The sequence below is a fragment of the Mesorhizobium sp. f-mel genome, from assembly GCF_053850215.1.
This window is the reverse complement of record NZ_JBSPTO010000014.1, coordinates 59,241-76,596: the sequence shown is the minus strand read 5'-3', so window position 1 is coordinate 76,596 and position 17,356 is coordinate 59,241. Positions and strand designations below refer to the sequence as shown.

16 protein-coding genes and 1 riboswitch are annotated in these 17,356 nt (G+C 62.2%); of the genes, 4 read left to right on the top strand and 12 right to left on the bottom strand.

Features of this window, described 5'->3' with window-relative positions:
- Positions 1–7: 7 nt before the first annotated feature.
- A complete protein-coding gene (locus ACWUKX_RS18230; protein ID WP_456008248.1) occupies positions 8–1,255 on the bottom strand; it encodes an aromatic ring-hydroxylating oxygenase subunit alpha in 1,248 nt (415 codons plus the stop codon).
- A gap of 216 nt (positions 1,256–1,471) precedes the next feature.
- Positions 1,472–1,674: riboswitch (cobalamin riboswitch) on the bottom strand.
- 515 nt (positions 1,675–2,189) lie between these two features.
- Between ACWUKX_RS18230 and ACWUKX_RS18225 the strand changes: the two genes are divergently transcribed.
- The 3 genes from ACWUKX_RS18225 (at position 2,190) to ACWUKX_RS18215 (ending at position 3,002) form a co-directional block, all read left to right on the top strand.
- Positions 2,190–2,396, top strand: a complete 207-nt coding sequence (locus ACWUKX_RS18225) for a DUF680 domain-containing protein (RefSeq protein WP_029347529.1) — start codon at positions 2,190–2,192, stop codon at positions 2,394–2,396.
- A gap of 90 nt (positions 2,397–2,486) precedes the next feature.
- A complete protein-coding gene (locus ACWUKX_RS18220; RefSeq protein ID WP_456008247.1) occupies positions 2,487–2,711 on the top strand; it encodes a DUF680 domain-containing protein in 225 nt (74 codons plus the stop codon).
- A gap of 72 nt (positions 2,712–2,783) precedes the next feature.
- Complete coding sequence (locus ACWUKX_RS18215) at positions 2,784–3,002, top strand: DUF680 domain-containing protein (protein ID WP_456008246.1); 219 nt, start codon at positions 2,784–2,786, stop codon at positions 3,000–3,002.
- Between the two features lie 96 nt (positions 3,003–3,098).
- On the opposite strand, the gene ACWUKX_RS18210 is transcribed toward ACWUKX_RS18215, so the two are convergent.
- The 5 genes from ACWUKX_RS18210 to ACWUKX_RS18190 all read right to left on the bottom strand — a co-directional run bounded on the left by ACWUKX_RS18210 (position 3,099) and on the right by ACWUKX_RS18190 (position 9,671).
- Positions 3,099–4,211 (bottom strand): ABC transporter ATP-binding protein, encoded by a 1,113-nt coding sequence (locus tag ACWUKX_RS18210; RefSeq protein ID WP_455848568.1) that lies wholly within the window; start codon positions 4,209–4,211, stop codon positions 3,099–3,101.
- A 24-nt stretch (positions 4,212–4,235) separates the two neighbouring features.
- Positions 4,236–5,900 carry a beta-galactosidase BglA gene (gene bglA / locus ACWUKX_RS18205; RefSeq protein ID WP_456008245.1) on the bottom strand — a complete coding sequence of 555 codons (1,665 nt, stop codon included), beginning with the start codon at positions 5,898–5,900 and terminating at the stop codon, positions 4,236–4,238.
- Between the two features lie 4 nt (positions 5,901–5,904).
- Positions 5,905–7,059, bottom strand: coding sequence for a carbohydrate ABC transporter permease (locus ACWUKX_RS18200; RefSeq protein WP_456008243.1), 1,155 nt, complete (start codon positions 7,057–7,059; stop codon positions 5,905–5,907).
- A 1-nt stretch (position 7,060) separates the two neighbouring features.
- Complete coding sequence (locus ACWUKX_RS18195; RefSeq protein WP_065006607.1) at positions 7,061–8,074, bottom strand: carbohydrate ABC transporter permease; 1,014 nt, start codon at positions 8,072–8,074, stop codon at positions 7,061–7,063.
- Between the two features lie 241 nt (positions 8,075–8,315).
- Positions 8,316–9,671 carry an ABC transporter substrate-binding protein gene (locus ACWUKX_RS18190; protein WP_029347540.1) on the bottom strand — a complete coding sequence of 452 codons (1,356 nt, stop codon included), beginning with the start codon at positions 9,669–9,671 and terminating at the stop codon, positions 8,316–8,318.
- A gap of 363 nt (positions 9,672–10,034) precedes the next feature.
- Here ACWUKX_RS18190 and ACWUKX_RS18185 point away from each other — a divergent pair, with 363 nt between their 5' ends.
- On the top strand, positions 10,035–11,057 hold the full coding sequence (locus ACWUKX_RS18185) for a substrate-binding domain-containing protein (RefSeq protein ID WP_456008242.1): 1,023 nt from the start codon (positions 10,035–10,037) through the stop codon (positions 11,055–11,057).
- A gap of 55 nt (positions 11,058–11,112) precedes the next feature.
- Here ACWUKX_RS18185 and ACWUKX_RS18180 read toward each other — a convergent pair whose 3' ends face one another.
- The 6 genes from ACWUKX_RS18180 to ACWUKX_RS18155 all read right to left on the bottom strand — a co-directional run bounded on the left by ACWUKX_RS18180 (position 11,113) and on the right by ACWUKX_RS18155 (position 17,241).
- Positions 11,113–11,241, bottom strand: coding sequence for a hypothetical protein (locus ACWUKX_RS18180; RefSeq protein WP_456008241.1), 129 nt, complete (start codon positions 11,239–11,241; stop codon positions 11,113–11,115).
- Between the two features lie 102 nt (positions 11,242–11,343).
- Positions 11,344–12,183, bottom strand: a complete 840-nt coding sequence (locus tag ACWUKX_RS18175) for an alkaline phosphatase family protein (protein WP_456008240.1) — start codon at positions 12,181–12,183, stop codon at positions 11,344–11,346.
- Positions 12,184–12,191: 8 nt separating this feature from the next.
- Positions 12,192–13,844 (bottom strand): ABC transporter ATP-binding protein, encoded by a 1,653-nt coding sequence (locus ACWUKX_RS18170; protein WP_029347544.1) that lies wholly within the window; start codon positions 13,842–13,844, stop codon positions 12,192–12,194.
- Positions 13,844–14,668: an ABC transporter permease gene (locus ACWUKX_RS18165; RefSeq protein WP_287333039.1), complete on the bottom strand. Its 825-nt coding sequence runs from the start codon at positions 14,666–14,668 to the stop codon at positions 13,844–13,846. Before ACWUKX_RS18165 ends, ACWUKX_RS18170 begins: the two co-directional genes overlap by 1 nt.
- Before the next feature lie 10 nt (positions 14,669–14,678).
- Positions 14,679–15,638: an ABC transporter permease gene (locus ACWUKX_RS18160; RefSeq protein WP_456008239.1), complete on the bottom strand. Its 960-nt coding sequence runs from the start codon at positions 15,636–15,638 to the stop codon at positions 14,679–14,681.
- Between the two features lie 16 nt (positions 15,639–15,654).
- A complete protein-coding gene (locus ACWUKX_RS18155; RefSeq protein ID WP_095517400.1) occupies positions 15,655–17,241 on the bottom strand; it encodes an ABC transporter substrate-binding protein in 1,587 nt (528 codons plus the stop codon).
- Positions 17,242–17,356 lie beyond the last annotated feature (115 nt).

The following is a 17,356-nucleotide window of genomic DNA, read 5'->3' as shown; positions in this document are numbered from 1 at the left end:
ACCTTTCTCAGGCGACGCTGCGCAACGCCGGCCGGCCGTCCTCGGCAAGGCGCGGCCCGATGAAGGAGGCGTACCATTCGACGAACTGGATGACGCCGCCCTCATGCAGTTCAGAATAGGGGCCGGGCTCATAGGCCGGCGACAGGATGCCGAAGGCGTTTTCCTCGACGATGCGGCGGTCCTGATCGTTGGTCTCGGTCCAGACACGGGTGAGTTCGGCGAGATCGTAATCGACGCCTTCGACCGCGTCCTTGTGGACGAGCCATTTGGTGGTGACGGCCGTTTCCGTGGCGCTGATCGGCAGCACGCGGAAGGTGACGGCATGGTCGCCGAGGATGTGGTTCCAGGTCGTCGGATAGTGATAGAGCAGCAGCGAGCCGATGCGCTCGGTCGAAACGCTGTCGGAAAGGTTCTTCTTCACCGCGCGTCTTCCCGTCATCGTGTAGCTGACGGCATCGCGCAGCAGCGGCGCGCGGGTGGCACGATACTGCCCGGCCGGATCGATGCGGAACCTGCTCGGCAAGCCCGCCGCCTCGCATTTCGCCCAGTGCATGAGCATCTCCGGATCGCTATCGGCGCCCTGCACGCCAGTCACGGTCGGCGCTTCCGGGAATGTCTTGCACAGTTCCGGATGGTTGCCGGCGCAATGGTAGCACTCGCGGTTGTTTTCCCAGACGAGCTTCCAGTTGCCCTTCTCGACGATGGTCGATTCGAAGGCGATTTTTGCGTCGCGCAGCCGGTGCGGCAGGAGGTAAGGCTCGATCATGGCGCGCATCGGCGCGAAATCGGCGGGCTTCTTGGCCAGGCAGATGAAGATGTAGCCGCCAACGCTTTCGCAAGCCACCGGCTTCAGGCTGAACTGGCTCTTGTCGAAGCCGTCCGCCATCTGCCTTGCGAACAAAAGCCGGCCATCCAGCTCGTAGGTCCACTGGTGATAGGGGCAGACAAGCTTCGCCGCCGTGCCTCTGTCGGCGTTGCAGACGCGGCTCCCGCGATGCCGGCAGGAATTGTGGAAGGCATTGATCCTGCCTTGCTGGTCGCGGACCAGCACGACCGGATAGTCGCCGACCTGGGCAGTGATGTAGCTGCCCGGCTTCGGCAACTCGCAATCGTGGCCGATGAACAGCCAGTCGCGATACCAGATCAGCTCCATGTCGAGCTTGAAGAAATCGGCATCAGTATAGAAGGGCTGCTCGAGCGAATAGCCTGCCCTGCGGCCGTGCAAGAGCCTCAGCATGTCGTTGCGCGCATCCATGTCCTGTTCCTTATAACCGTCGCATCGGCCCGAAATCGGAATCGATTTCGGAAAGCACGATGCGCAATTCAAAGTCTTCGAGCGTGTTTTGTGCGTCCAAATGGACGCACGTCGCTCCAAAGACTGAACTGGTGGTGATGGAGGAAGGATCGCTCGCAGGCCGGCGGACAGGCCAGACATGCATCATCCACCTCTTGACCGCCCACCGCGATCAGTCGTGTCTAGAAATCTCGGGCTGGTTTCCGGGCTCTGGAGTGTCCTTGCGGACTCATCGCGACACCTTCCCAGGCTTGTGGCCCAGTGGTCTCCCGTTGCGACTTGAACTCCACCACCGTTGCGGGGGCAGCGCCGGGTTCTGACCGGCTTCCCAATTCTCCGCTTCGTCGTCACCAAGCGGCACCTGAGTTGGCGTGATCTAATCATGACGGATGGCTGACTGTCGGCATGAAAGCGACATCGTATCCATGCGGCGCGACACGGCGGCGAAACCCTGTGGGCCGGGATTTGAGGGGGATGAATTTGCACCCGGCTGCGAGCGCTGCCGGTTCTGAAGGCACGCCGGATTTAACCATTGCAGGGCGCCTAAATGGTTAACGATTCGACAACAACTCAGCACCGGCTTTTAAGCCGCATCTAAAATCGAACCGAACGGTTCGTTTCTGTTGACAATGCGTGCATGACGCTGTGAACGCAGGTCGGGCAATTCGTCAAATGGTCGAATGGCGCCTTTGGCATAAACCTCTGAAACAAAAAATAAAATAACCCTACTGGAAGCATCTGGTACAATTTCAAGGTGTAGATTCTTGGTCCACACGGAACAACTTAGTGATTGGAATCCGCCGAACAACCTTCCCACATCGGGGCTGTCCGACGCGAATTCCTCCCAAGACACGCCGCTAGACGGACGGAAAATTAAGATACTGGAGTACCAAAAATGAAAAAGATTGCTCTTACTGCCGTCGCCGTTCTGGCCATCACCGGCAGCGCCTTTGCTGGCAGCGACCATTATGGGTCCAACGGCGCCAACCAGCCGGCCGCTGCGGTCGACAACAGCTCGTATACGGCTTCCATTCAGAAGCCGGCTCACGCTGAAAAGCCCGTTGTCCAGGGCGCCGACCGCAACCTTTTCGGCAACAATTAACAGCTGATCCCAAACAGCAGAGCGGCGTTGTCTTTCATAAAGACCGCGGCCGCCGCGCTGAGGGGATACGACAATTCAGGAGTACTAGAAATGAAGAAGATCATTCTTGCCGCCGCCGCCATTCTGGCCGTCTCCGGCAGCGCTTTTGCCGGCAGCGACAATTTTGGATCGAACGGCGCCAACCAGCCGGCCGCTGCGGTCGACAACAGCTCGTACACGGCTTCGATTCAGAATTCGGCTTCGGCGCAGAAGCCGCTTCCGGCTGACGAGAAGCCCGTCCACGGCAGCGACCGTAACCTCTTCGGCAACAACTAGTGTCGATCCCAACAGCAGCGGCGGCATTTGCCCGCCGCGCTGGTGGAACACGAAAAATCCAGGAGTACTGAAATGACGAAGATCCTTCTTGCGACCGCCGCCGTTCTGGCCGTCGCCGGCAGCGCATTTGCCGGTAGCGACAATTATGGATCGAACGGCGCCAACCAACCGGCCGTAGCGGTCGACAGCTCGTACACGGCTTCGATCCAGAATTCGGCCCCGGCGCAAAATCCGGTTCCGGCTGACGAGAAGCCTGTCCACGGCAGCGACCGCAACCTGTTCGGCCGCTAACAGCGACCTGAACGCACAAGAGCGGCGGGCTTTGCCCGCCGCTCTTGTTTTTTGCCTTCGCCAAACTGCCTGTATCCAGCAGTTAGGCCGCCGGCCTCAGGCTGCCTTTGCTTCCGCTTTGTGGAGTGTGAAGGAATGTCCGTCGGCATCGAAAATATGCAGGTCGCCGGCATCGGCATTCAACCGCAGCGCAGCACCCCGCTTGACCTCGACATTGCCGGGCAGCTTGGTCACCAGCGGCAGTTCGGAGCGGCCGATGTCGACATAGACGAGCTGAACCTCGCCGAGTTGCTCGACATAGTCCACCGTTCCCTCGAAAAGATAATCCGTCCCGGTGGCGATCATCAGATCCTCAGGCCGCACGCCGAAGCTCACCGAAGCGCCCTTCACTGACGCTGGCGTGGCGATCGGCACCGTCGCCTTGCGCCCGCCGACATGACTGACGACGGTCGGGTCGCCTGATTTGTCGATCGTCGCCGGCAGGATGTTCATTGCCGGCGAGCCGATGAACTGGGCAACGAACAGATTGCCGGGTTTCTTGTAGAGATCCATCGGCGTGCCGACCTGCTCGATATGGCCCTCCTTGAGGACCACGATGCGGTCCGCCAGCGTCATCGCCTCGACCTGGTCGTGGGTGACGTAGATCATCGTTGTAGCCGGCATCGACTCCTTGAGCTTGGCGATCTCGATGCGGGTGGCGACGCGCAGTGCCGCGTCGAGGTTCGACAGCGGCTCGTCGAACAGGAAAACCTTCGGGTTGCGCACGATGGCGCGGCCGATGGCGACGCGCTGGCGCTGGCCGCCCGACATCGCCTTGGGCAGGCGGTCGAGATATTTTGTCAGCTGCAGGATTTCCGCGGCCTGGCGCACTCGCTTGTCGATCTCTGCCTTGCTCTCCTTGCCGATCTTCATGGAGAACGCCATGTTGTCGTAGACGGTCATGTGCGGATAGAGCGCATAGGACTGGAACACCATGGCGATGCCCCGCTTCGACGGCGGCACGTCGTTGACCACCTCGCCGTCGATCCTGAGCTCCCCGGAGGTGATTTCCTCAAGCCCGGCGATGGACCGCAGCAAGGTCGACTTGCCACAGCCGGAAGGGCCGACGAAGACGATGAACTCGCCCGACTTTATGTCGAGGTCGATGCCGTGGAGAATGTTAAGATTGCCGTATGATTTCTTCACTTGCCTTAGCGTGACATCGGCCATGATTCCCTCCAGTGAATTGCAAATTCAGTTGACACGCCCGAACCAGGCGCCGTAGCCACCGAGGCGGATAGAGCCGACGCCAGTCTGTCCCGAAAACCCGTGCCCCGGCAAGGGCTGCAGCGAGCGTCCGCCGACATCGATTTCGGCCGGTCGGCTGCCGAGATTGAAGGCGCAGACGATCTGCTCGTTGCCCTCGCAGCGCGTGAAGGCGACCGTATCGCCCTGGCTTTCGATGAAGTCTATTTCGCCCTTGGCCAGCGCCGGACGCAAACGGCGGAAAGCGAGAAAGCGCCGGTAGTGTTCGAGCAGCGAGCTGTCGTCGCCCTGCTGCACATCGACCGCTTGCGAAAGGTGCTTGGCGGGCACGGGCAGCCACGGCCTCGCCTTGGAGAAGCCGCCATTGCCGTCCGCGCCATTCCAGACCATCGGCGTGCGGCAGCCGTCGCGGCCCTTGAACTCCGGCCAGAAGCGGATGCCGTAGGGGTCCTGCAGGTCCTCGAATTGCAATTCCGCTTCGCCAAGGCCAAGTTCCTCGCCCTGATAGATGCAGACCGAACCGCGCAGTGACATCAGCAGCGCCGAGATCACCTTGAGATAAGCGGTCTGGTCGGCCTCGCCCACCGCCCAGCGCGAGGCAGTGCGCATCACGTCATGGTTGGAGAAGGCCCAGCACGACCAGCCGTCGCTGGCAACCTTGCCGAAGGCTTCCAGCACCGAACGCACCTTTGCCGCGCTGATCTTTTCGGGCGCCAGGAAGTCGAACGAATAGCACATGTGCACGCGCTTGCTGCCGGCGGTATAGGCCGCCACCACCTCGAGCCCGCGCTGCGAATCGCCGACTTCGCCGACCGCCGCCGTCGCCGGATATTCGTCGAGCAGCGCGCGGAAGCGTTCGAGGAAGCCGAGATTTTCGGGGCGGCTCTTGTCGTAGAGATGGTCCTGGTAGTTGTAAGGGTTGACGGAAGGAGCGGTCTGGTCGTTGCGCTCTTCGGGCGGCAGCGGCGGATTGTCCTCCAGGCCCTGGCTGTGGAAGTAGAAATTGATTGTGTCGAGGCGGAAGCCGTCGACGCCGCGCTCCAGCCAGAAGCGGGTGACATCGAGCAGCGCATCCTGGACCGCGCGGCTGTGGAAGTTGAGATCGGGCTGCTCGGCCAGGAAATTATGCAGGTAATATTGCTGGCGGCTGGTGTCCCACTGCCAGGCCGAGCCGCCGAAGATCGACAGCCAGTTGTTGGGTGGCGTGCCGTCGGGCTTGGCGTCGGCCCAGACATACCAGTCCGCCTTCGGGTTGGTGCGGCTCGAGCGGCTTTCCCTAAACCACGGATGGATGTCGGCGGTATGCGACAGCACCTCGTCGATCATCACCTTGAGCCCGAGCCTGTGCGCCTCGGCGGTCAGGGCATCGAAATCGGCCAGCGTGCCGAACATCGGATCGACGTCGCAATAGTCTGATACGTCGTAGCCGAAATCCTTCATCGGCGACTTGAAGAACGGCGAGATCCAGATGGCATCGACGCCGAGCGCCGCGATATAGGGCAGCCTGCGGATGATACCCCTGAGGTCGCCGATGCCGTCGCCGTTCGAGTCCTGATAGCTGCGCGGATAGATCTGGTAGATCACGGCACCTCGCCACCAGTCGCGGTCGACAGCGAGGTCGGGGCTCAACGTTGCTTTCACAGCGGCTTGCATGATCTCAACCCCCTTTGACCGAGCCGGCGAGCAGCCCGCGGACGAAATAGCGCTGCAGCGAAAAAAACACGATCAGCGGCACGACAATGGTGATGAAAGCCGATGTCGTCAGGATCTCCCAGTCGCCGCCGCGCGAGCCGAGCAACGCGTTGAGCTTGGCGGTCAGCACGATCTGGTCGCCTTCGGTGCCGAGGAAAACCATCGCGACCAGCAGATCGTTCCACACCCACAGGAACTGGAAGATGGCGAAGGAGGCCAGCACCGGGAACGACAGCGGCAGCACGATCTTGACGAAGATCTCGAAATCGCTGGCGCCGTCGATGCGCGCCGACTCCATGATTTCGCGCGGCAGGCCGGCAATGTAGCTTCTGAGGAGATAGATGGCGAAGGGCAGGCCGAAGCCGGTATGCGCCAGCCAGATGCCGAGATAGGTTTTCGACGGCACGCCGAAGAAGCTGCCGACGCCATTGTAGAGTTTTAGCAGCGGGATCAGCGACATCTGCAGCGGCACGACCAAGAGCCCGATGATCACCGCGATGAGCAACGCCCGGCCGGGAAAGCGCATCCAGGCCAGCGCATAGGCGGCGAACGCCGCGATCAGGATCGGGATGACCGTCGCCGGAATGGTGACGGTCAGCGAATTCATGAAGGAGCGGCCGATGCCCTCCGAGAACAGCACCGTATTGTAATTGTCGGTGGTGAATTTCGGTGGCGCCGACGAGGCGTAGTAGACGCGCTGGCCGCGTTCACCCTCGAAGGGCTTGGTCGAGGTCATAACGAAACTGCCGTCGGCGTTGAGCTGCAAGGTCTCGCCGTCGCCGAGATCGGCTGTCGTGCCGGCGGGATATTGCGTCGGTGCCGACGACTTGACGCCGAAGGCGCTGATGTCGCGGGCCGGATCGTCGCCGAAGATGTTGCCCTCGAGGACGAACTTGCCGTCCTTCTCGACTTGCGCCGAGGCGGGTGGCAGCCGGCCCGCTTCCGTCTGGGTGGAACTGGCAAACGAGTTCCACCAGCCCGAGGCGATGATCTGATCCTTGTCGCGCAGCGACGAGACGAGAATGCCGAGCGTCGGCACGGTCCAGATCGCGACGAAGATGAAGACAGCGATATGGACGCCGAAACGGCTGGCAAAGGACTTTCCGGTCGAGACAGTCATCTCAATGTCCCCCCGTCTCTTTGTTCGCCTGGCGGATGTTCCAGACCATGATCGGAATGACCGCGATCATGATGATGATGGCAATGGTCGCGCCGCGGCCGAAATCGCCGCCGCCGCGGAACATCCAGTCGAACATCAGATTGGCCAGCACCTGGCTGTTCCATTGGCCGTTGGTCATGGTCAGCACGATGTCGAACACCTTCAGCACCAGGATGGTGATGGTGGTCCAGACGACGGCGATCGTGCCCCAGATCTGCGGCACCATGATCTTCCAGAAGATCTGGAACGGATTGGCGCCGTCGATGACGGCCGCTTCCAGCGTCTCTTCGGGAATACCTCGCAAGGCCGAGGACAGGATGACCATGGCAAAGCCGGTCTGGATCCAGATCAGGATGATCATCAGGAAGAAATTGTTCCAGAACGGCAGCGATATCCAGACCTGCGGCTGGCCGCCGAAATACTGGATGATGGCGTTGAGCAGGCCGATCTGCGTCTGGCCAGCACCACGATACTCGTAGATGAATTTCCAGATGACGCTGGCGCCGACAAACGAGATGGCCAACGGCAGGAAGATGAGGCTCTTGGCGATGGTGCCCCACCAGATCTTGTCGGTGAGGACGGCGATGATCAGCCCGAGGAAAGTGCAGGCGGCAGGCACGACCGCAAGCCACATGATGTTGTTGAGGATGGAGGTGCGGAACTCGCGGTCGCCGAACGCCCATTCATAATTGGCGAAGCCGACGAAGTTGGCGCCACCGCGATCGAGGAACGACAGCCTGAGCGTCTCCACGACCGGGTAGATCAGGTAGATGGTGAGGATGATCATGGCCGGGCCGACGAACAGCCACGGCCGGATCATCCCCTGCCGGCGCAGATTGTCGATGGCCGCAGCACCTGCAACGCCGCGCGACGGGAAGATGATGTCCACCAGCTTGTTGGCGCCCCAGAAATAGGCGACGCAGCCGCCGACGCCGACGATGATGACGAATATGGCCGAGAAAATCTGAGCCGCCACGGGTCCCTCCCTCTGCGCATGATCCGCCAGTCGAGAATGGCTTTGGCGACCGGATCATGCGCCGATTCAGTTGTTTGGAACGCGACCGGATGCAAGGCGGGGTTCTAGTCTTGCTGGTCGCGCGTCATGCCGGAATGTGCTCATAAACAAAGATTGCTGCGGCGCGGGCCGCCGGTCGGATCCGGGCCACTGAGCCCCGGATCCATTCAGGATCGGCAGTCCGCACGTCAGCCGGGACCGCCTACTTGATCGCGTCCCAGCTCTTCTGGATGTCAGTGGCGACATCCTGGGCGGACTTGCCGCCGACGAGATCGATCATGCCGGTCCAGAAGGCGCCGGCGCCGATCTTGCCCGGCATCAGGTCGGACCCGTCGAAGCGGAAGGTCGAGGCTTCGGCAAGGATTTCGCCCTGCTTCTTCAGCGCGTCGCTGGCATAGGCCTCCTTGTTGACCGACTTGAACGGCGTCACGAAACCGCCCTGGGCCATCCAGATCTCATGGGCGAGCGGCATCTTCAGGAATTCGATGAACGCGCGGGCACTCTTGCTATCCTTGGTGATCATGGCCAGCGTGCCGGCGCCGAGCACCGGGGTGCCGAGGTCGGGCTTGGAAGCATAAGGTGGGAAGTAGAAGAAATCGGCGTCCTGGCCGATCTCAGTGCCTTCCGGGAAGAAGGTCGGGATGAACGACGCCTGATGGTGCAAATAGCATTTCGGCGGCACCGAGAACAGGCCTTTCGGGCTGTCGCGGAAGTCGGTCGCCGCCACCGCCTTGGCGCCGCCGTCGACCATCTTGTCATCGGTCGCGATCTTGCCGAAAATGTCGATGGCGTTGACCACCGCGGGATCGTTGAATGGGATCTCGTTCTTCACCCACTTGTCGTAGGTCTCGGGCGTCTGCGTGCGCAGCATGATGTCCTCGACCCAGTCGGTCGCCGGCCAGCCGGTGGCGCCGCCCGAACCGAGCCCGATGCACCATGGCGTGCCGCCGTCGGCGATGATCTTCTTTTCAAGCTCGGCGAGCTCTTCCTGCGTCCTCGGCACCTCGTAATCTGCTTCCTCGAAATTGTCCGGCGAGTACCAGACCAGCGATTTCACGTCGGCCTTGTAGGGGAAGGCGAAGAAGCCCGGCTTGCCGTCCTTGTCGTTGAAGGTGCCGAGGTCGACCCATGACTGGCCGGCGCCGTAATTGTCCTTGATCCAGTTGGCGGTGTCGTCGCCGAGCGGCGTCAGCAGGCCCTTGGACGCCAGATCCTGGATTAGGCCCGGCTGCGGCAGCACCGCGATGTTGGGCGGGCTGCCGGCCTGCGTGTCGATGACGATCTGCTGCTCGTAATTTTCCGACGACGAGTATTTGATCTCAGCGCCGGTGGCCTCCGAGAAATAGTCGAGAACGGTGCGCACAAGGCCCTCGTCCTCGCCGCGCCATGGCCCGAAGATCGATAGCGTCTCGCCCTTGAGGTCAACCTTCTTGAGCTCTTCGTAGTTTGCCCAGTTGAAACGGGGGTCTTCACCCGGCTTGAACTTCAGTTCGGCTTGCGCCGGTGCCCCCAAGGCGAGCGTGACAAAAGCGGCGCTCAGCAGAAGCATTTTCGTCATAGGTATTCCCTCCCAGTGGTGACAAACACCGGACGGAACCTCCATTCCGTCCGCCGACGCCGCAGGACTGTGACTCAGTCGGAAAGGAACCGCAACCTTTCGAAGAGTCTTCCAAAGCGCTTTGGGTCTTTCCGATCACGCCACTGAATGGATCAGGAGTCAAGAGGGAGATAGGCTAATCGATTTAATTCTGCCGACATAAGGAGCAACTAAATGCGATGCAGTAGGCTTTTTTGGCGCAGCAGCAGCAAATTTTGCTTCAAACCGGTCAGAAACAGTGCTTATGATCTTAAATGCAGCAGCGCTGCCGTGGCGGGGCCGACAATCCATAGTTAAAAGCGCTTTGAGGCTTGGAGGCCTCCGGTGAACCTCAAACAGCTTTCCCAGATGCTGGCGCTTTCGCAGACAACGGTGAGCCGTGCGCTCAACGGCTACCCGGAAGTCAACGAGGAAACGCGCCGGCGGGTGATCGACGCCGCCAAGCGCCACGGCTACCGCCCCAACCCGAGCGCGCGCCGGCTGGCGACCGGCAAGACCGGGATGATCGGTTATGTCTTGCCGACCGGGACGACCGTCGACATGGACCCGCATTTCGTCGAATTCCTGTCCGGTCTCGGCGACTACGCCCGTTTGCACGAACTCGACCTGGTGCTGTCCCCGGCCGATGCCGACGACGAGGAGACGACCTACCGGCGCATCGTCGCCAACCGGCAGGTCGACGCCGTCTACATCTCATCGCCGAGGCCGGCCGACCGGCGGGTGGCGCTGGTCAGCACGCTCGGCATCCCCTTCATCGTCCATGGCCGCAGCGAAGGGCTCGATTTCGACTACCCCTACACCGACATCGACAATGAGGGCGCCTTCCACGAGGCGGCTCGGCTGCTCGTCCAGCTCGGTCACCGGCGGCTGGCGCTGATCAACGGCGACGACCGCGAGACCTTCGCCATTCACCGCGAGCGTGGCGTGCGCCGGGCGCTGGCGGCGAGCGGTCTGGCCCTAGGCGAAGGCCATGTCTGTTCCCTCGCCATGACCGAGGAGAACGGCTACCGCGCCGCCAGACGGCTGCTCGAGCGCAGCGATGCGCCGACCGCGATCGCCTGCTCCAGCCTGATCATGGCGCTCGGCGTCGTGCGGGCGGCGCGCGATCTCGGCCTGACCATCCCCGGCGACCTGTCGCTGATCGCCCATGACGACGTCTTCCCCTGGCTGAAGCCGGAAAATTTTTCGGTGCCGTTGTCGACGACGCGTTCGTCGATCCGTTTGGCCGGCGCGCGCGTCGCCGAGCGGCTGGCGGCGCGGATTTCCGGATTGGAGGAGGGCGCCCGCGGCGAAGTCTGGCCGGTCGATCTGGTGGTACGGGGATCGGTCGCCGGAGCCCGGGCCTAGCGCACTGGTTTCGGCTCGACCTGACCTGAATCAACACAACCCCAAAGCGCCAGAGCTATACCATCGCAGCCTCGGCCGCCTTGGTGACCAGCAGGCCGTAGTCGAAATCTTTGTCCCTGCCCTTGGGGCCGAAATTCACGGCCGTGGCGCTTCTGTCTGCGCTGATCAGGGCAAAACGGTTCACCACTTCCGCCCAGGATTTTTCCGGAGCCTAGCCGAAGAGCGGCAACGTTGCCAAAGGCGCGCAAATTCCTTCTCGCACAAGGGGGAGAAGTGGAGACGCGCATCAGTCGAGGAACGGCTTGGCCTTCATTGTCGCGGGCACCGGCACGCCAAGGCGCGCAAGCACCGTCGGCGCAAGCTGCAGCTGGTCGAGCAGCGTATCGGCCTCCGGACCCTTGCCCTGTCCGAAATAATACAGAGCAAAATCCTGCATATCGTCGTCATGGCCGCCATGATGGCCGCGATCGGTCTGGCCGTGATCGGCGGTGACGATCACCTCGTAGCCGGCGTCCCGCCAGCGCGGCAGGAAGGTGGCCAGCATGCCGTCCATCGCATAAACGGCATGGTCCATCTCGTGGCAGTCGTGGCCGAAGCGGTGGCCCATCGAGTCCAGTGTGCAGGTATGCAGGATGCCGTAGTCGATGCCGTGGCGCCTGGTCAGCATGGTCAGCGTCGCGAACAGGTCGATGTCGCTCGGCGTCATCTGGTTGCGGGCGTTGTAGCCGGTCATCGTGTGGAAACGGCCATACGTGATCGGCCCGCCCGGCTCGTCGAATTCCATATCCTCGACCAGATCGAAAGGATAGGCCCGGAAGAATTCGGACCAGTAGGAATGGGTGACCGCGCCGGTCTTGCCACCGGCCTTGCTGACCTCGGAGAAGATATCCGGTTGCTCGACGCGAAACCGGTTCTCGTTGGTCAGGATACCATGCACCTGCGGCGCCACGCCGGTGTGGATCGAGGCATAGCAGCAGGCCGAGGTCGACGGCAGCACGGAACGCATCTTCCAGATGCGCGCTTCGCCCGATTGCACCCAGCCTTCGAGATTGCCCATCAGCCGGCGCCAGTTGCGGTAAGGCACGCCGTCGAGGATGATCAGCAGAAGTTTTGTCGTCAGCGCCACGGGGGTGTCTAATTGCCCGCGCTGGCCATGCGCCGTCCCTTGATCGCCTTTTCCAGCCAGCCGATTTCCATTTCGGGGACTGAGGACAAGAGAAGGTCGGTGTAGGCATCGAACGGCGGCGCCAGCACCTGGCTTTTCGCGCCGTAGCGCACCACCTCGCCGCGATACATCACCGCGATCGAATCGGCGATCGACTTCACCGTAGCGAGGTCGTGGGTGATGAACAGATAGGCGACGTTTTCCTCTTTCTGCAGCTCGAGCAGCAGCTTCAGAATGCCATTGGCCACCAGCGGGTCGAGCGCCGAGGTCACCTCGTCGCAGATGATCAGCTTCGGCTTGGCCGCAAGCGAGCGGGCGATGCAGACGCGCTGCTTCTGGCCGCCGGAAAGCTCGGCCGGGTAGCGGTCGATGAAACCCTTGCCCATTTCGATCTTGTCGAGCAGCTCGGCGACGCGGGCGTCACGTTGCCTTCCACGCAGACCGAAATAGAATTCGAGCGGCCGGCCAATGATGGTGCCGACGGTCTGGCGCGGGTTCATCGCCACGTCGGCCATCTGATAGATCATCTGCAACTGGCGCAGATCCTCCTTGGGCCGGTCGGCGAGCCGGTTGGCGAGCGGACGTCCATCGAAGGTGACGGTGCCCTCTTCGGGTGGCAGGAGGCCGGTGATGGCGCGCGCCAGTGTCGACTTGCCCGACCCGGACTCGCCGACCACGGCCAGCGTCTGGCCCGGATAGATGTCGACCGAGACGTTCTTCAGCACCTTGATATGGCTGCGACCATAGGCAGCGGTGATGTTCTTGACCGACAGGAACGGCGTCGTGCCGGGCTTCTGCTCCTGGTGCTCGATCTCATGCACCGAGACCAGCGCATTGGTGTATTCCTGGCGCGGCTCCTTGATGATCTGGCGGGTGCCGCCCCATTCGACCAGCCGGCCATGGCGCAGCACCATGATCTCGTCCGAGACCTGCGCGACGACGGCAAGGTCGTGAGTGATGTAGAGCGCCGCGACATGGGTGTCGCGGATGGCGTCCTTGATCGCCGCCAGCACGTCGATCTGCGTCGTCACGTCGAGCGCCGTGGTTGGTTCGTCGAAGACAATCAGGTCGGGCTCGGAGCACAGCGCCATCGCCGTCATCACGCGCTGCAGCTGGCCGCCGGACACCTGGTGCGGAAAGCGCTCGCCGATGCTTTCGGGGTTCGGCAGGCTGAGCTTCTTGAACAGCGCGACGGCGCGTTTTTCGGCCGCGGCCCGTGTCGCCGTGCCATGCAGCAGCGTCGCCTCGACCACTTGGTCCATCAGTCTGTGCGCCGGGTTGAAGGCGGCGGCAGCCGATTGCGCGACATAGCACACCTCGCGGCCGCGCAGCTTGCGAAAGCCCTCCTTGCCGCCCTTGAGGATGTCGCGGCCGTTCAGAATGACCTCGCCGCCGGTGATGCGCACGCCGCCGCGGCCATAGCCCATCGACGCCAGGCCGATGGTCGACTTGCCGGCGCCGGACTCGCCGATCAGGCCGAGCACCTTGCCCTTCTCGAGCGTCAGCGACACATCATGGACCAGCACGATGTTCTTCGGCGGCTCGCCCGGCGGGAACACCGTGGCCTCGATGCGCAGATTGCGGATGTCGAGCAGCACGGACTTTGCTCGCTGGTCAGCCATTATCCGCGCCCTCCCTTCAGGCTTGTCGTGCGGTTGAGCACCCAGTCGGCGACGAGGTTGACGGAAATCGCCAGCATCGCGATCGCCGCCGCAGGGATGAGTGCCGCCGCTATGCCGAAGACGATGCCGTCCTTGTTTTCCTTGACCATGCCGCCCCAATCGGCGCTAGGCGGCTGCACGCCAAGTCCGAGGAAGGACAACGTCGACAGGAACAGCACCGCATAGATGAAGCGCAGGCCGAGTTCCGAAACCAGCGGCGACAACGCATTGGGCAGGATCTCGCGGAAGATGATCCACATGCTGCCTTCGCCGCGCAGCTTGGCCGCCTCGACGAAATCCATGACGTTTATGTCGACGGCGACCGCCCGCGACAGGCGATAGACGCGGGTCGAGTCGAGAATGCCCATGACCAGGATCAGCGTCACCAGATTGGTTGGCAGCACCGACAGCACGACGAGGCCCATGATCAGCGTCGGGATCGACATCAGGAGATCGACAAGGCGCGACATAAGCGTATCGAACCAGCCGCCGAAAACCGCCGCCGAGAAGCCAAGGATTGCGCCGAGCGAGAAGGACAGCGCGGTGGCCAGCACCGCGATGAACAGCGTGACGCGGGCGCCATAGATCATGCGCGAAAGAAGGTCGCGGCCGAGATTGTCGGTGCCCAGCCAATGTGTCGCCGACATCGGTCCCCAGACATCGCCGACGATCTCCCCATTGCCGTACGGCGCGATCCAGGGCGCGAAGATCGCTGCCAGCACGAACAGCGCCGTCAGCACCAGGCCGATCAGCGCGGGGATGGGGATGCGTTTTATGTCGAGCATGCCCGCTCCCCTATTTCGGATGTCTGAGACGCGGATTGGCGACGATCGCCGCTATGTCCGCAATGATGTTCAAGCTGATGTAGACAGCGGCGAAGATCAGGCCGACCGCCTGCACCACCGGCACGTCGCGCTTGGTGACGTGGTCGACGAGATATTGGCCCATGCCCGGATAGACGAAGATCACTTCGACCACGACGACGCCGACGATCAGATAGGCGAGGTTGAGCATGACGACGTTGATGATCGGCGCAATCGCATTGGGAAAGGCATGCCTGCGGATGACGGCGAATGCCGAAAGCCCCTTGAGCTCGGCGGTTTCCACATACGCCGATTGCATGACATTGAGGATAGCGGCGCGCGTCATGCGCATCATGTGGGCGAGCACCACCAGCGTCAGTGCCGCCGCCGGCAGCATGATCGCCTGCATGCGCTCGCCGAAAGGCATTCCGTCATAGACTGTCGAGATGCCGGGGAAGATCTGGTATTTCACGGCGAAGAAATAGACGAGCACGTAGCCGATGAAGAATTCGGGAAACGAGGTCGAGGCAAGCGCCAGTCCGGAGATCAGCTTGTCGACCCAGCCATTGCGGTAACGCACTGCGATCAGGCCGAGGACGATCGCCAGCGGCACGGCCACGACCGCCGCCCAGAAGGCGAGGAACAGCGTGTTCCACAACCGCCCCTTGATCGACGCCGCAATATCCTGCCCGCTCGACATGGCGGTGCCGAGATCGCCGGTCACGACGCCGCCGAGCCAGCGGAAATAGCGGATAAAGGCCGGATCGTTGAGGCCGAGCTGCTCGCGCAGATTGGCGAGCGACTCCGGTGTCGCCGACTGCCCGAGGATGGCTTGCGCGACATCGCCGGGCAGGATCTGGGTTCCGGCGAAGATCAGGACCGATACGGCCAACAGCAAGAGGATGCCCAGCGCAATGCGCTGGGCCACCAGTTTCACGATGGGTGAGGACATATCCGCAAGGCCGGGCTCAGGCTTCGAGCCAGCACTTTGCCAGTGCGTAGCCGTTCATCAGCTCCTGATGCGGATCGTCGACCCAGCCGGCGACCTTGGCGCCCGTCGCGTCGATGAACTGATTGAACATCGGCAGGATCAGGCCGCCCTCGTCGCGCACAAGGACAGCCATGTCGTGGTACATCGCCTTGCGCTTGGTCTCGTCGAGTTCGGCGCGGGCCGCCAGCACCATCTTGTCGAAATCCGGGCGCTTGAAACGCGTATCGTTCCAGTCGGCCGTCGACAGATAGGCGGTCGAATACATTTGGTCCTGGGTCGAGCGGCCGCCCCAGTAGGAGGCGCAGAAGGGCTGCTTGTTCCAGACTTCGTTCCAGTAGCCGTCGCCCGGTTCACGCTTGAGCTCGATCTGGATACCGGCCTTGGCGGCGCTCTGCTGGAAGAGCTGGGAAGCGTCGACGGCGCCGGGGAAGGCGACGTCCGAGGTCCTGAGCAGCACCGCGCCGTCGTGACCCGACTTCTTGAAATGGAACTTGGCCTTGTCGGGATCATACTTGCGCTGTTCGATCTCAGTGAACAGCGGATAGGACGCATTGATCGGGAAGTCGTTGCCGAGCGAACCATAGCCTCTGAGAACCTTGTCGAGCATCTCCTCGCGGTCGATCGCCAGCTTCAGCGCCATGCGCAGGTCGTTATTGTCGAACGGCGCTGTGTCGCAGTGCATGATGAAGACATAGTGACCCGGCCCCGCATGGTTGCGGATGGTGACGCCGGGCAGGCGCTTGATCAGGTCGACGATCTTCGGCTCGACGCGGTTGATCATGTTGACCTGGCCGCCCTGCAGGGCCGAGGTGCGCGCAGTGGCATCGTTGATGACGATGATCTCGATCTGGTCGGCATGGCCCATCTTGTCGCCCTGCCAGTAATTGGCAAAGCGCTCGCCGCCATGGCGCACGCCGGGCTCGTTGATGGTGATCTTGTAGGGTCCGGCCGAGATGCCGGCATCGGCCTTGTCCTTGCCGCCATTGGGCTGGACGATCAAATGGTAGTCGCTGAGCAGATAGGGCAGGTCGGCATTGGCTTCCTTCAGCGTCAGCACGACTTCCTTGCCGCTGGCCTTGATGCTCTCGATGCCCTTCATGTAGCCGAGCGCGCCCGACTTCGACTTCTCGTCCGAATGGCGTTCGAGCGTCGCCGCCACGTCCTCGGCGGTCACCGTCTTGCCATTGTGGAATTCGACGCCGTCGCGGATCTTCAGCGTCCAGACCTTGGCGTCGTCCGACGAGCCGATCTCCTCGGCAATGCGGTTCTCGAGACTGCCTTCCGGGGAGAGCTCGACGATTAGTTCGCCCCACATCTTGCCGAAGGCGAACGGCACCTGGGTCATGAACAGGGCCGGATCGAGGCTGTTGGTGGACTCGCCGCCGACCAGGCCGGCCTTCAGCGTGCCGCCCTTGACCGGACCCGCGGCGCGCGCCGCGCTTGAAAGCAGCGAGTTGGCGAACGTCGCGGTGACGCCGAGTGCTGCCGCCCGGCCGAGAAAATCACGACGGCTCAGTTTGCCGGATGCGACGCGCCGGCTAAGAAATTCCAGTTCGTTCGACATGTTGAGTTCCTCACTCTGTTGGTTCGACCTTGTGGTCGTTTTTTATCGTTTCTTGTGAGGAGAATAATGACCGCAACGGAACGCCGTAAGCAAGACCGAATGCGACATGCCGTGG

Excerpts from the sequence above, each read along its gene's own strand:
- ACWUKX_RS18230 (WP_456008248.1), bottom strand. The coding sequence starts at position 1,255 with ATGGATGCGCGCAACGACATGCTGAGGCTCTTGCACGGCCGCAGGGCA.
- ACWUKX_RS18225 (WP_029347529.1), top strand. The coding sequence starts at position 2,190 with ATGAAAAAGATTGCTCTTACTGCCGTCGCCGTTCTGGCCATCACCGGC.
- ACWUKX_RS18220 (WP_456008247.1), top strand. The coding sequence starts at position 2,487 with ATGAAGAAGATCATTCTTGCCGCCGCCGCCATTCTGGCCGTCTCCGGC.
- ACWUKX_RS18215 (WP_456008246.1), top strand. The coding sequence starts at position 2,784 with ATGACGAAGATCCTTCTTGCGACCGCCGCCGTTCTGGCCGTCGCCGGC.
- ACWUKX_RS18210 (WP_455848568.1), bottom strand. The coding sequence starts at position 4,211 with ATGGCCGATGTCACGCTAAGGCAAGTGAAGAAATCATACGGCAATCTT.
- bglA (WP_456008245.1), bottom strand. The coding sequence starts at position 5,900 with ATGCAAGCCGCTGTGAAAGCAACGTTGAGCCCCGACCTCGCTGTCGAC.
- ACWUKX_RS18200 (WP_456008243.1), bottom strand. The coding sequence starts at position 7,059 with ATGACTGTCTCGACCGGAAAGTCCTTTGCCAGCCGTTTCGGCGTCCAT.
- ACWUKX_RS18190 (WP_029347540.1), bottom strand. The coding sequence starts at position 9,671 with ATGACGAAAATGCTTCTGCTGAGCGCCGCTTTTGTCACGCTCGCCTTG.
- ACWUKX_RS18170 (WP_029347544.1), bottom strand. The coding sequence starts at position 13,844 with ATGGCTGACCAGCGAGCAAAGTCCGTGCTGCTCGACATCCGCAATCTG.
- ACWUKX_RS18165 (WP_287333039.1), bottom strand. The coding sequence starts at position 14,668 with ATGCTCGACATAAAACGCATCCCCATCCCCGCGCTGATCGGCCTGGTG.
- ACWUKX_RS18160 (WP_456008239.1), bottom strand. The coding sequence starts at position 15,638 with ATGTCCTCACCCATCGTGAAACTGGTGGCCCAGCGCATTGCGCTGGGC.
- ACWUKX_RS18155 (WP_095517400.1), bottom strand. The coding sequence starts at position 17,241 with ATGTCGAACGAACTGGAATTTCTTAGCCGGCGCGTCGCATCCGGCAAA.